Consider the following 12,971-nt stretch of genomic DNA (forward strand, 5'->3'; position numbering starts at 1 on the left):
GGTCTACCTCGGCAGGGGGTCGGACGCGGTGGGCGACGCGGCGGCGTCGGCGATCGCCTCGGCGACCGGTACCTCGCCGTCACCGTCGCCCCGTCCGCGCAACGGGTAGAGCCAGAAGCACCCGAACGCGAGGACGGCGAGCCCCACGGGGACGGCGCCCAGGAGCAGCCGCACGCCTGTCGCGACGCTCTCGGGCTGGACCACCGAGCTCGCCGCGCCCTCGACGTACCCGCTCGCGCCGAGGACGGCCGCGACGAGCACCGCCTGCACGATGACCGAGCCGCGCACGACGAAGCCGTTCGCCCCGAAGTACATGCCCTCGCGCCGCAGTCCGGTCCGGCGCTCGTCGTCGTCGATGACCTGGGCCAGCGCGACCTCGAGCACCTGCATGAGCCCCGCCACCCCGACACCGACGGCGAGGCCCGCGAGCGCGGCGCCGAGCACCGTGGTCGGGAGCAGGTACAGCGTCGTCGCGAGCCCGTAGACCGCGATCACCCAGAGCATCGCGGTGCGCGGCCCGACGCGCCGCACGACCCACGACCAGCCCAGGATCGACGGCACCGCTGCGACGAAGATCGGGGCGAGGAGGAACGTCGCGTCGGCCTCCGCACCGCCGACCACGTACCGGACGTAGAACGGCACGGCGGCGAGCACGACCGACGTCGTGCTCTGCAGGAGCAGCGACCCGAGCACGTACGTGACGAACGCGCGGTTCGCGAACGTGTACCGCAGCTGGTCGCGCAGCCCGACGCCCGCCTCGCGCTCGCGCACCGCGGCCTCGTCCACCGGCCGCTCGACCATGCCCGCGAGCGACCACACGAAGAACCCGAGGCTCACGACGCCGAGCGCCACGGCCATCCACGTCCAGCCGATCGTGCCGTACAGCAGGGGCGCGCCCGCCGTGCCGAGGATCATGCCGACGAGCCCGAAGATCTGGCGCGGAGAGTTTCCGCGGGCGCGCTCCGCCGTCGTGCGGAAGACCTCGGGGAACAGCGCCGAGATGTTGAGGACCACGGCGACGTACGCCACGTCGTACACCGCGACGACGACGAGGAACCACGCGACGAGACCCGTCGGTCCGAACGGCGGCGGCATCCACACGAGGGAGAACGCCACGACGAGCGGCACGATGCCGAGCCCGATCCACGGGACGCGCCGGCCCCACCGCGTGCGGCGACGGTCCGAGACCGCACCGACGAGCGGGTTGAGGACGGCGTTGAGGATCCCGTGCGCGACCATCGCCCCCGCGACCCAGCCGGCGGAGACGCCGAGGTGCTCGACGTAGAAGTAGACGACGAACGCGGAGAACGTCTGCGAGAGCAGGCTCGACGGGAACGACGACGCCCCGTACGCGATCACCTGCGCGCGCGACGGCGCGCCGACGAGCCTGCGGTCGCGCACCCGGGCGAGCAGTCCCGGGCCCGACGCCGCGTGGTCGCCGGGTTCCGGTGATCCGCCCGCGGGGTAGCTCACCGCTCGCCCCGCTGCACGGCGCGCAGGTCGCGCCAGCCCACCCGCACGATCCCCTCGGCGGCGACGAGTGCGGCCACGTCCGGGTCGGCGAGCAGGCGGTGCTCGAAGCCTCGCTTGGGCGCCCCGTAGTCGGCGACGTCGGCGAGCTCGTCGTCGTCGAGCATGGGGTGCAGGTAGATCTCGGTGACCCCCGCCGGGACGCGGCGCAGCAGATCGAGGAAGCCGGTCTTGACCTCCGCGTAGTCCTCCTCGCCCGGCGTCCCCTCGCCCGCGAGCGCGAAGGGGTGCGTCCACAGGCGGTCGGGCAGGACGACGCCGAGGGCGTCCGCCGCGGCCGTCGCCTCGTCGAGGACCGGCTGGAGGTCGCCCGGGGGCAGGTCCATCCCATCGGTCGTCCGCGGGAGCCGGAACGGCAGCCCGTGCCGCGCCGCGAGCTCGAGCACCGGGGCCAGGAACGTGCGCCCCGTCTCGAGGCCGTAGACGGACCCCATGTGGTTGTCGAGGTGCGAGACGTCGACGCCCGCCGCGAGCGCCGCGTCGACCTGGGCCGAGAGCTCGGCGGCGACGTCCTCGTCGCGTGCTTGCCGCTCGACGGTGGCGACGTCCGCCGGGAAGTACCCCGCGGCGTCGACCAGCGACGTGCCCGTCCCGGTGAGCGGGCGCCACCGGTAGCGCGTCCACTCGCTCGTGAGGACGAGGTGCACGCCGACGTCGGCCTGCGGGTGCGCGGCGGCGAACGCGAGCGCGTCGGGGGCCCACGCGCACGGGACCATGAGGGAGGCGGAGTCGACGTGCCCCGCGAGCAGCAGCTCCTCGACCGCGCGGTTCGCGGCCCGGCACATGCCGTAGTCGTCGGCGTTGAGGATGACCGCGCGCGCGCCCGGCTCGAGGCCGAGGCGCGACGTCAGCGGCGCGGTCACGACACGGCCTCGGCGGCGTCGGGCCGGTCGGCGGCGCGGGCGGTCTCCACGGCGCCGGCCGTGGTCGCGTCGTCGGCGGGCGCGGCGTCGACCGCCACGGCCGCACGGACCACGTCGTCGCGCAGGGCGTCGCTCGCCGCGCAGGCGGCGCCCACGACGACCGCGTCCGGGCCGAGGGTGGACGCCGCGACGCGCAGACCGAGGACGGCGACCCGGTCGGCGAGGAAGCGCGTCACGCGGTCCGCGATCGGCGCCCGGGCGGCCTGGTCGGTGAGGACGAACAGCTCGGGCTCGACGACGAGAGCGATCGTGCTGGCGACGACGGCGATCCGCTCCGCCACGAGGTCCAGGACGTCGGACGCTGCCCCGTCGCCCCGCTCGGCGCGGTCGACGACGTCGCGCACCGTCACGTCCTCCGACAGCCCGTGCTCCGCCGCGATGGCACGGATCGACGTCGTACCGAGGACCTCCGACCCGAGGGCCCGTTCGGGGTGCGGCAGGAACGAGACCTCGCCCGCCCCGCCCGCGGCGCCACGGTGCAGCTTCCCGTCGATCACGAGCCCGGCGCCGAACCCCCCACCGAGCCCGAGGACGACGAAGGTCGGCACGCCGACGGCGACCCCGACGCGCTGCTCGGCGAGCGCGGCGAGGTTGAGGTCGTTCTCGAGCGCGACCGGGCAGCCCAGGGCGTCGACGAGCGCGTCGTGCAGCGTCGTCCCGCCCTTCTCGTAGCCCGGGATGCGCCGGAGGGTCGCCTGGTCGGTACCGACGACCGCCGGGATCGCCGCGACGGCACGGCTCACCTCGATGCCCGTCTCCCGCCCGAGACGCGTCGCCACGTCGGCCACGCAGCCGCGACCGAGCTCGGCGGCGGCTCGCGCCCGCGCGACCGGGGTCGCGGCGACGTCCCGCCGCTCGGCGCGCGCCCGCACCGCGCCGGTGACGTCGACGAGCGCGACGCGCACGCGGTCGCGCGCGACGTCGACGCCGAGCCCGAACGCGTGGTCGGGGTCGACCCGGTAGCGGGTCGCCGCCGGCCCGCGACGCTCGCGGTCGAGGCCTGCCTCGGCCACGACGCCCGTCGAGACGAGCGCGCGCAGCGTCTGCGTGACCGCGCCCCGCGGGAGCCCTGTGGCCGTCACGACGTCCGGCCGGGTGGGCGCGTCCTCCCGGCCCAGCGCGTCGAGGACCGCGCGGGCGTCGAGCACCGCGCGGGCGTCGAGCGTGCGCTGGTGCGCGGGGGAACCTGCGGGCAGCGTGTCCATCTGGTCTCCGTCGACGGTCGGTGCGCCGGGAACCGACGCGTTCGGTCGGGATGGCCGACTCCTCGGGAGGGTAGCGATCCCACGGGACGGTTGTCGACGGCATCCACCCCGGCTGTGGACCGGCGCGGCCCCCGGACCTCCGATGGGGGTGCCGGCACGGTGCACGGGTACCGTGACGGGGTGATCCGCCGAGCCCTCGCCCGCGCCTACTGGGCGACGAGCCGCTGGACCTTGCGCTCCCAGCCCTACGACACGCAGCGTCCGACGCTCCTGATCGGCGCTCCGCACACGTCGAACTGGGACTTCGTCCTCATGCTCGCCATCGCGTGGCGCACGGGCATCCGCTTCCGCTGGCTCGGCAAGCACACGTTGTTCGCCGGGCCGGCCGGCCCGGTCATGCGCGCGCTCGGCGGGATCGCCGTCGACCGGCGCGACCCCAGCCGGGTCGTGACCGACGTCGTGGCGCGCCTCGCCGCGGGCGAGGTCTTCTCGCTCGTCGTCACGCCCGAGGGCACGCGCGGCGCCGGGTCGTACTGGAAGTCGGGCTTCTACCGGATCGCGCGCGAGGCCGGGCTGCCCGTGACGCTCGGGTACGTCGACCGCACGACGATGACCACCGGCCTCGGCCCGACGATCGAGCTCACCGGTGACGTGCACGCCGACATGGACGTCGTGCGCGCGTTCTACGCCGACAAGTCCGGGCTGCGACCGGCGTCGCGCACCGAGCCGCGTCTGCGCGAGGAGGACGCGCCGCCGATCGCTGAGTAGGGTCCAGCCATGTCGGACGCCGCACTGAGCCTCGTCGTCCTCGCGTGCACCGTCGCGCTGTTCGTGTGGAACCGGCTGCCGGTGGGCACGGTCGCGATCCTGACGGCGCTCGCCCTCTACGCGACCGGCGTCATCGACTCTGCCACGGCGCTGGGCGGCTTCGGCGACCCCGTCGTCATCTTCATCGCGACGCTGTTCGTGCTCAGCGAGGGCCTCGAGTCCTCCGGGGTCACGGCGTGGGCCGGCCAGGTGCTGCTCGATCGGGTCGGGACGGCGCGCGCCGGGCTGCTCGTCGCCGTCATGGTCCTCGCCGCGCTCCTTGCCGCGCTCGTGACGCCCAACGGTGCGGCCGCGGCCCTCATCCCGGTCCTCGTGCTCGCAGCCCGGCGCGCGGGGCTCGCCACGTCCCAGATGGCGATGCCGCTCGCGTTCGCCGCGAGCGGCGGCGCGCTGCTCGCGCTGAGCGGCAGCACCGTCAACGTCATCGTGTCCGACGCGTTGCGCGACGCCACGGGCGACGGCTTCGGCTTCTTCGAGTTCGCGGTCGTCGGGGTCCCGCTCGTCGCCGTGACCGTGCTCGTCGCGGTGCTCGGCGGACGCCGCCTGCTGCCCGTCCGGACGCCCGAGTCCCTGCCCGCGGACTTCTCCGAGCACGTCGACACGCTCGTCGAGCACTACCGCCTCGACAACGGGTTCTTCCGGCTGCGCGTCGAGCCGTCGTCGCGCACCGTGGGCCGCGACCCGGCGTCCCTCCACCTGCCCGAGGACGTCCACGTCATCGGCGTCCAGGACGCGAGCGGCAGCCCCGCGCGCCCCGGCGAGCCCGTGCGCCCGGGCGACGTCCTGGTCGTCACCGGGCCGAGCGAGGGGATCGCGCAGTTCGTCGACGACGACGGGCTCGCCGTCGTGCGCACGCCCCTGACCCGCGCGACGCGGGCCGCCCTGCTCGGCCGGGAGGTCGGGGTCGCGGAGATCGTCGTGCCGCCCCGGTCCTCCGTGATCGGGCAGACGTTCTTCCCCGGCCTCGTGCGGTCCGGCGTGACGGTGCTGGCGATCCGGCGCCTCGGGCGGGACGAGTGGCCTCGCCCGGTGACCCTCGCGGAGGGTGACACGCTGCTCGTGCACGGCACGTGGCCCGCCGTCGAGGCGCTGTCGCACGACGACGACGTGCTCGTCGTCGACAGCCCCGAGCTCGTGCGGCGGCAGACCGTGGCGCTCGGCCCGACGGCGTGGCGCGCCCTCGCCGTCCTCGGCGCGACGGTCGCGCTGCTCGCGTCCGGCGTCGTCTCCCCCGCGATCGCCGGGCTGCTCGGGGCGACCGCGATGGTGCTCACCGGCGTCGTCTCGGTGCCGCAGGCGTACCGCGCGATCTCGTGGCAGACGGTCGTCCTCGTCGGCGGCCTGATCCCCCTCTCGGTCGCGATCCAGACGAGCGGGGCGGCCGACCTGGTCGCGGACCTCATCGTCGGGCTCGTCGGGGACTCGAGCCCGCACGTCCTGCTCGTCGCGCTGTTCGTCCTCACCGCGGTGCTCGGCCAGATCGTCAGCAACACCGCGACCGTCCTCATCGTCACCCCCATCGCGGTCTCGGCGGGGGCGGAGGCGGGCGTCTCCCTCGCACCGGTGCTCATGCTCGTCGCCGTCGCGGGCGCTGCGTCGTTCCTCACGCCCATCGCGACCCCGGCGAACATGATCGTCATGGGGCCTGCCGGGTACCGGTTCGGGGACTACTGGAAGCTCGGGCTCGTGACCATGCTCGCGTGGCTCGTCGTCGCGGTGCTGCTCGTCCCCGTCGTCTGGCCGTTCGGCTGACCGCACCTGCGGCGACGCTGCCCGCGCGGAACCCGGTGCACGTGGCTACGCTCCCGACCAGCGACGTGCCGTGGCACGGCGTCCGAAGCCGTCAAGCAACGGGGAGCAGCGGATGAGCGAGACGGCGGTCGTCAAGAGGTCCGGGCTCCAGCGCGTGCTGGACGGCATCGAGAGGGCGGGCAACAAGGTCCCCCACCCCGTCATCATCTTCCTCGTCCTCATCGCGCTGATCATCGTGCTCTCGCACGTCTTCTACCTCGCCGGCTCGTCCGTCACCTTCGAGCAGGCCGCGGTCTCCGAGCAGGTGGAGCCGAGCGGCGAGGAGCTCATCGGCGACGAGGAGTACCAGAGCCCCGACCCGGAGGTCGAGCAGGTCACCGTCGAGGCCGAGAGCCTGCTCACGGCCGACGGGATCCGGTTCATCTTCACGTCGCCGGTGGCGAACTTCAACGGGTTCGGCGTGGTCGGGCTCATCATGGTCGCGATGATCGGCGTGGGCCTCGCCGAGGAGGTCGGCCTCATCGGCGCCTTCATCAAGCGGCTCGTCAAGGTCACCCCCCGCCGGTTCGTCACGTTCAGCATCGTGCTGCTCGGCGTCCTGTCCTCGATCGCGACCGACGCCGGGTATCTCGTCCTCATCCCCCTCGCGGCCGCGGTCTTCCACTCCCTCGGGCGCCACCCGCTGGCCGGGCTCGCGGCCGCGTTCGCCGGCGTGGGCGGCGGGTTCGGCGTGAACCTCCTCATCACGCCCGTCGACGGGATGCTGGCGGAGATCACCAACGAGGCGATCGCCGACCCGGCGCAGCACGTGTCGATCACCGGCAACCTCTACTTCTCCATCGTCTCGACCCTCGTGGTGGCTGTCACCGCGACGATCCTCACGGAGAAGTTCGTCGAGCCGCGGCTCGGCGTCTACCGCGAGGACGAGGAGCTGCCCGACGGCATCCCCGCCGAGGCCGCGGGCGTCCCCGTGGGCGCGGAGCCGGTGGCGAGCACCGACCCGGGAGCCGACGGCGGCACGGTGGCCCCGGCGACGGGCGGCGGGGCCGCGTCCGGCGGGGCCGCGTCCGGCGGGGCCGCGTCCGGCCAGCTCACGGCCGCGGAGCAGCGCGGCCTGCGGTTCGCGTTCTGGGGCCTAGTGGGCGTCACCGCCTTCGTGCTGCTCCTGACGCTCCCGTCGTGGGGTCCGCTGCGGAACCCCGAGACGGGGAGCCTCGTCGAGGACTCGCCGCTCATGGGGAGCATCATCTTCCTCATCCTGCTCTACTTCTTCGTGATGGGGCTGTGCTACGGCAAGGGCGCGGGGACCATCAAGGGGTCCATGGACGTCATCAACCCCATGACGAAGACCGTCGCCGGGCTCGCCGGGCTGTTCTTCCTCCTGCTCGTGATCAGCCAGTTCATCGCCTACTTCACCTATTCCCAGCTCGGCACCATCGCCGCGGTCAACATGGCCGACGCGCTCGAGAACGCCGGCCTGCCCACCGTCTGGCTCATCGTCGGGCTGATCCTCGTCACGGCCGTGATCGACATCTTCATCGGCGGTGTCGTGCCCAAGTGGGCGATCTTCGCGCCGATCTTCGTCCCGCTGTTCGTCCAGCTCGGGATCTCCCCGGACGTCGCGGTGGCGGCGTACCGCGTCGGCGACTCGCCGATCAACATCGTCACTCCGCTCATGCCGTACTTCGCGCTGATCGTCATCTTCGCCGAGCGCTACCGCAAGAAGGTCGGCGTCGGCTCGATCATCTCGCTCATGCTCCCGTACACCGTCGTGCTCCTCGTGGTGTGGACCGCGCTGCTCCTCGTCTGGTACCTGCTGGGCATCCCGCTCGGTCCGGGGAGCACGATCTACCTGTGAGCCACGACGCCCGCTGCCGGTGACCGCCACATGACCACCTCTGACCCGCCACCCCGGAAGGACACCGCCATGCGCACGACACCGTTCGACCCTGTCCCGTCCGCGACCTCCGTGCCCGCCGTGGTGGTGCGCGTCGTCGCCACCGGCGCCGAGGAGCCGTCCGTGCTCGGAGTCCCGGTGACGGCGTCCGGGGACGTGCCGGCCGTCGTCGGGCTCTCGCGCGAGACGCTCGCCGCGTGGGGCTTCGCCGGGAAGCCCGGCCAGACGCTCGTGCTGCCCCGCGACGGCGGGGCGGTCGTCGTGGCCGGGATGGGCGACGACCCGACGACCGCGGTCCTGCGCGACGCCGCGGCGGCGTTCGCACGTGCCGCGACCCACGAGTCGGTGCTCGCCACCACCCTCGCAGATGCCGGGACGCTCGACGCAGCCGAAGCCGCTCAGGCGGTGGTCGAGGGCGTCCTGCTCGGGCGGTACCGCTACGACGAGCTGCGCTCTCCCGCGCCCGACACCCCGGCGGCGCTCGAGGAGATCGTCCTGGTCGTCGCACCGGACCGGGTCGACGGCGCGGCGAGCGGCGCCGCGCGCGGACACCTTCTCGCCCGAGCCGCCGCGGTGTCCCGCGACCTCGCCAACGCACCGGGCGGCTACCTCAACGCCCCTGACCTCGCGGACGTGGCGGTGCGGCTCGGCGCGGACGCCGGGCTCGACGTGCGCGTCTACGACCGTGCCGAGCTCGAGGAGATGGGCTGCGGCGGCCTGCTCGGGGTCAACGCGGGGTCGGTCGTCGAGCCGCGCATGATCCGGATCTCCTACACGCCGACGACCGGTGCCGACGGGACACGTCACCTCGGCCTCGTCGGCAAGGGCATCACCTACGACTCCGGTGGCATCAGTCTCAAGCCCTCCAACGCGATGCACGCCGCGATGAAGATGGACATGACCGGCGCGGGGGCGATCCTCGCCGCGATGACCGTCCTGCGCGAGCTCGAGGTCCCCGCGCGCGTCACCGCGTACCTCGCGTGCACGGACAACATGCCGTCCGGCTCCGCCACGAAGCTCGGCGACGTCCTCACCACCCGCACCGGGAGGACGATCGAGGTCGTCAACACCGACGCCGAGGGACGCCTCGTCATGGCCGACGCGATCGCCCTGGCGAACGAGGACGGCGTCGACGCGATCGTCGACATCGCGACCCTCACCGGTGCCGCGCTCATGGCGCTGGGCCCGCTCACCGCAGGACTGCTCGGGAACGACGACGACCTGCAGGCCCAGGTCGAGGCCGCTTCGCGTGCGACCGACGAGCGCGTCTGGCGCATGCCGCTCGACGACCGCTACCGTTCGTGGCTGGACTCGGAGATCGCCGACATCAAGAACCTCGGTGGCGAGTCCGCGGGGACCATCGTCGCCGCGCTGTTCCTCGCCGAGTGGGTCGGCGACACCCCGTGGGCCCACCTCGACATCGCCGGACCCATGCGGTCCGAGAAGGACGACGCGTGGCGCACGCGGGGCGCGACCGGCTTCGGCGCGCGCCTCCTCGCGGAGGTCGCCTCGGCGTACGGCGTGCGCTGAGCTCGGGGCAAAACGCGGTGCTCGTGGGGCTCGGCATCGCGCTCGTGGGCCAGATCGAGGGTCACGTCCTGCACCCGCTCGTCATGGGCAGGCACGTGAGCCTGCACCCGTTCGTCGTGAGCGTCGGCGTCAGCGCAGGGACGATCCTCGGTGGCCTCGTCGGCGCGATCGTCGCGATCCCGGTGATGGGCGTGGGCTGGGCGGTGTTCTCCACGCTTCGCACGCCACCCGAGCCGGACGAGCCGGACGTCGTCGTGCGCGCGGCCGCAGGCGTGACCGGAGAACCCGCCGCGGCAGCCGGCTGACGACGCCCGTCCGGGTCGCCAGGACGGCTACGGGTTCCCCACACGATTTCACCCGGCCGACGGGGCCCGCCGCTCCTGCCGAGGCCCCGGCCGTCGCCCGCCAGGCCCCTGTTCACGGTGAAACCGGCTCCGGTACGGGAGATCCCCTACGTAGGGGCTTCGACGTCGGCACACGTTGATCCGGGCGGTCTTGCTGCCTACCGTCGGCCAGGTCAGCGCCGACTGTACGGACTCCGTACGAAATGCCGGCACCTCCGACATCAGAGAGCGAGTCCCCATGAGAAGGCTCCGCGCGGCGCTCGTCGCCGCCGTCCTCGGCGCGACGGCGATCGTCGCCCCGATCGTCGTCGCCCCGTCAGCTTCCGCCCACGGCTGGATCACGTCACCCCCCAGCCGCCAGGACCACTGCGCGAAGGGCACCACGTCCTTCGACTGCGGGTCCATCGAGTACGAGCCGCAGAGCGTCGAGGCGCCCAAGGGCTCGATGCAGTGCTCGGGCGGCAGCGGCTACACGATCCTCGACGACGCGAGCAAGCCGTGGCCGCGGACGACCACGGGCAGCACGGTGACGTTCCAGTGGAACCTCACCGCGAACCACGCCACGAGCGTGTGGGAGTACTTCGTCGACGGCAAGCTGTTCAAGACGTTCGACGGCGGTGGCGTGCAGCCCCCGAAGGACATCTCGCACACGCTGACGGGGCTGCCCCAGGGCAACCACACGATCCTCGCGCGCTGGAACGTGTCGAACACCGTGAACGCGTTCTACAACTGCGTCGACGTCACCGTGACCGCGGGCGGCACCGACCCGGGCGAGCCCGACCCCGACCCCACCGACCCGCCGACCGACCCCGAGCCGGGCGAGTGCACCGACGCCGCGTGGTCCGCGTCCGCCGTCTACACCGGTGGGGCGAAGGTCTCCCACGACGGCAACGTCTACGAGGCCAAGTGGTGGACCCAGAACAACGTCCCGGGCACCGAGGAGTGGGGCCCGTGGAAGCTCACGGGCACCTGCTGACGCACTGACGCCGACGGCGGCCGGGCCGGTCCCGAGGACCTGCCCGGCCGCCGTCGTGCACCGTCCCGCGCGGGCAGGGGGTGCGCGGGACGAGGCCCTACGCGGAACCACCTACGTGCTTCACCGGATTGTCCGCGGTCCTTCCCTCTTCGTAGCGTCGAAGGGTTCGACTCCGAGTGCGGCCCGCGACGAGGCGGGCCCCGTGAGGACCCCACGCACCACCGGAAGGAGAGCGAGACATCATGAGAAAGCTCAGAGCAACGCTCGTGGCCGCCGTGATCGGCGCGCTGACGATCATCGCCCCCGTCGCCGTCGCGCCGAGCGCGTCCGCGCACGGCTGGATCACGTCGCCACCGAGCCGCCAGGACCACTGCGCGAAGGGCACCACGTCCTTCGACTGCGGGTCCATCAAGTACGAGCCGCAGAGCGTCGAGGCCGCCAAGGGCTCGATGCAGTGCTCCGGCGGCAGCGGCTTCAGCATCCTCGACGACGCGAGCAAGCCGTGGCCGCGCACCCAGGTCGGGTCGTCGGTGACCTTCCAGTGGAAGCTCACCGCGGCGCACAACACGAGCACGTGGGAGTACTTCGTCGACGGCGTGCTGTTCAAGACGTTCAGCCAGGGCGGCGCGCAGCCACCGAGCAACATCTCCCACACGCTGACCGGGCTGCCGCAGGGCAACCACACGATCCTGGCCCGCTGGAACGTGTCCAACACGCCGATGGCGTTCTACAACTGCGTCGACCTGACGATCGGGACCGGGGGCGGCGGCCCGACCGACCCGCCGACCGACCCGCCGGGCGACTGCACGGCACCCGCCTGGTCGACGAGCGGCGTCTACCTCGGAGGGGCGCGCGTCTCGCACGCCGGGAAGACCTACGAGGCCAAGTGGTGGACGACGGGCGAGAACCCCGCCCAGAGCGGTCAGTGGGGCGTCTGGAAGGATCTCGGCGCCTGCTGACCCCACCCGTCACGCCGAGTGACGCACCCGCGCCCGAGTGATGCACGTCGACGTGCATCGCTCGGCCGCGAGTGCGTCGCTCGGCGAGTCCGGCGGGCGGTCGTCAGCCGCGGCCGCGCAGCCGGTCGATCTCGCGCCGCTCGCGCTTCGTGGGACGGCCGGCTCCGCGGTCCCGCAGGGCGAGGGGGACGGACAGCTCGCGCGGCGGCGGAGGCGGGCTCTGGTCGGTCAGCGCCTCCGCCGCGAGCGCCGCGGAGACCCGCTTCACCAGGACCTTCTCGACGACGAGCACCTTCTCCACCGGACCGCCCCGCACGACGACGCGGTCCCCCGTCTTGACGTTCGTCGCCGGCTTGGCGCGCTCGCCGTTGACGCGCACGTGCCCCGCCTTGACGCCGGCGGTCGCCTGCGACCTGCTCTTGTACACGCGGACCGCCCACAGCCAGCTGTCGACGCGCGCGCTCCCCGTCGAGCCGCTCGTCGAACCGCCCGTGGCCCCCCCTGTCGCACCGCCCGTCGCCATGGTCCGAGCCTACGAGACGCTGGACTCGCCCCGGTGACCTGCCACGACGCGCGTCCGCCCGGCTTCTCCGCGTGCGAGAGGCGGTCGTCCGTGCCACCGTGGGAGCGAGGCCATTCGGGGTGACCGCCCCGCTTTGGCCGGATGTGTCCTACAGGAACGGAGACGTGACATGGGAATCATCGGCTGGATCCTCATCGGGCTCATCATGGGCGCGATCGCCCGCGCGATCGTCCCGGGCAAGCAGAAGGGCGGCTGGATCGTCACGCTGATCCTGGGTGTCCTCGGAGCGCTCCTGGGCGGTTTCATCGCGACAGCGGTCTTCGGCACGGACGCGAACGAGGAGTTCTTCGACCTGGGGACGTGGGGCTTCGCGCTCCTCGGCTCGCTCATCGTGGTCTTCGCCTGGTCCTGGTTCACGAACCGCAAGCGCGCCTGACCGCGCTCCGGTCGACCGACCGACCCGCAGCGACGGCGACGGCCCGGCCCCTCGGGGTCGGGCCGTCG

12 protein-coding genes are annotated in these 12,971 nt (G+C 73.2%); 8 read left to right on the forward strand and 4 right to left on the reverse strand.

The features are described from left to right. Positions 1-3 precede the first annotated feature (3 nt). Genes V5D56_RS01365 through V5D56_RS01375 form a run of 3 tightly spaced genes read right to left on the reverse strand, consistent with a single transcriptional unit; the run spans position 4 to position 3,658 of the window. Positions 4-1,473 carry an MFS transporter gene (locus V5D56_RS01365; RefSeq protein ID WP_435737272.1) on the reverse strand — a complete coding sequence of 490 codons (1,470 nt, stop codon included), beginning with the start codon at positions 1,471-1,473 and terminating at the stop codon, positions 4-6. Next, a complete protein-coding gene (locus V5D56_RS01370; RefSeq protein WP_435737273.1) occupies positions 1,470-2,393 on the reverse strand; it encodes a polysaccharide deacetylase family protein in 924 nt (307 codons plus the stop codon). Before V5D56_RS01370 ends, V5D56_RS01365 begins: the two co-directional genes overlap by 4 nt. Beyond that, the gene (locus V5D56_RS01375) at positions 2,390-3,658 is read right to left on the reverse strand and encodes an ROK family protein (RefSeq protein ID WP_435737274.1); all 1,269 of its coding nucleotides are present in this window, start codon (positions 3,656-3,658) and stop codon (positions 2,390-2,392) included. Before V5D56_RS01375 ends, V5D56_RS01370 begins: the two co-directional genes overlap by 4 nt. Positions 3,659-3,838: 180 nt before the next feature. Here V5D56_RS01375 and V5D56_RS01380 point away from each other — a divergent pair, with 180 nt between their 5' ends. The 7 genes from V5D56_RS01380 to V5D56_RS01410 all read left to right on the forward strand — a co-directional run bounded on the left by V5D56_RS01380 (position 3,839) and on the right by V5D56_RS01410 (position 11,944). Next, positions 3,839-4,426 carry a 1-acyl-sn-glycerol-3-phosphate acyltransferase gene (locus V5D56_RS01380; protein WP_435737275.1) on the forward strand — a complete coding sequence of 196 codons (588 nt, stop codon included), beginning with the start codon at positions 3,839-3,841 and terminating at the stop codon, positions 4,424-4,426. A gap of 9 nt (positions 4,427-4,435) precedes the next feature. Next, positions 4,436-6,238, forward strand: a complete 1,803-nt coding sequence (locus V5D56_RS01385) for an SLC13 family permease (protein WP_435737276.1) — start codon at positions 4,436-4,438, stop codon at positions 6,236-6,238. A 112-nt stretch (positions 6,239-6,350) separates the two neighbouring features. Further along, positions 6,351-8,096 (forward strand): AbgT family transporter, encoded by a 1,746-nt coding sequence (locus V5D56_RS01390; RefSeq protein ID WP_435737277.1) that lies wholly within the window; start codon positions 6,351-6,353, stop codon positions 8,094-8,096. Positions 8,097-8,165: 69 nt separating this feature from the next. Further along, positions 8,166-9,665, forward strand: coding sequence for a leucyl aminopeptidase (locus tag V5D56_RS01395; RefSeq protein WP_435737278.1), 1,500 nt, complete (start codon positions 8,166-8,168; stop codon positions 9,663-9,665). 23 nt (positions 9,666-9,688) lie between these two features. Continuing rightward, on the forward strand, positions 9,689-9,970 hold the full coding sequence (locus tag V5D56_RS01400; RefSeq protein ID WP_435737279.1) for an AI-2E family transporter: 282 nt from the start codon (positions 9,689-9,691) through the stop codon (positions 9,968-9,970). Positions 9,971-10,247: 277 nt separating this feature from the next. Beyond that, positions 10,248-10,985 carry a lytic polysaccharide monooxygenase gene (locus tag V5D56_RS01405; RefSeq protein ID WP_435737280.1) on the forward strand — a complete coding sequence of 246 codons (738 nt, stop codon included), beginning with the start codon at positions 10,248-10,250 and terminating at the stop codon, positions 10,983-10,985. Positions 10,986-11,227: 242 nt separating this feature from the next. Next, positions 11,228-11,944: a lytic polysaccharide monooxygenase gene (locus tag V5D56_RS01410; RefSeq protein WP_435737281.1), complete on the forward strand. Its 717-nt coding sequence runs from the start codon at positions 11,228-11,230 to the stop codon at positions 11,942-11,944. A gap of 103 nt (positions 11,945-12,047) precedes the next feature. Here V5D56_RS01410 and V5D56_RS01415 read toward each other — a convergent pair whose 3' ends face one another. Next, positions 12,048-12,467 carry an RNA-binding S4 domain-containing protein gene (locus V5D56_RS01415; RefSeq protein WP_435737282.1) on the reverse strand — a complete coding sequence of 140 codons (420 nt, stop codon included), beginning with the start codon at positions 12,465-12,467 and terminating at the stop codon, positions 12,048-12,050. Positions 12,468-12,636: 169 nt separating this feature from the next. Between V5D56_RS01415 and V5D56_RS01420 the strand changes: the two genes are divergently transcribed. After that, on the forward strand, positions 12,637-12,903 hold the full coding sequence (locus V5D56_RS01420; protein ID WP_435737283.1) for a GlsB/YeaQ/YmgE family stress response membrane protein: 267 nt from the start codon (positions 12,637-12,639) through the stop codon (positions 12,901-12,903). The last annotated feature ends 68 nt before the right edge of the window (positions 12,904-12,971 follow it).

It is taken from the genome of Cellulosimicrobium sp. PMB13 (genome assembly GCF_051294865.1).
Classification (GTDB): Bacteria; Actinomycetota; Actinomycetes; order Actinomycetales; family Cellulomonadaceae; genus Cellulosimicrobium.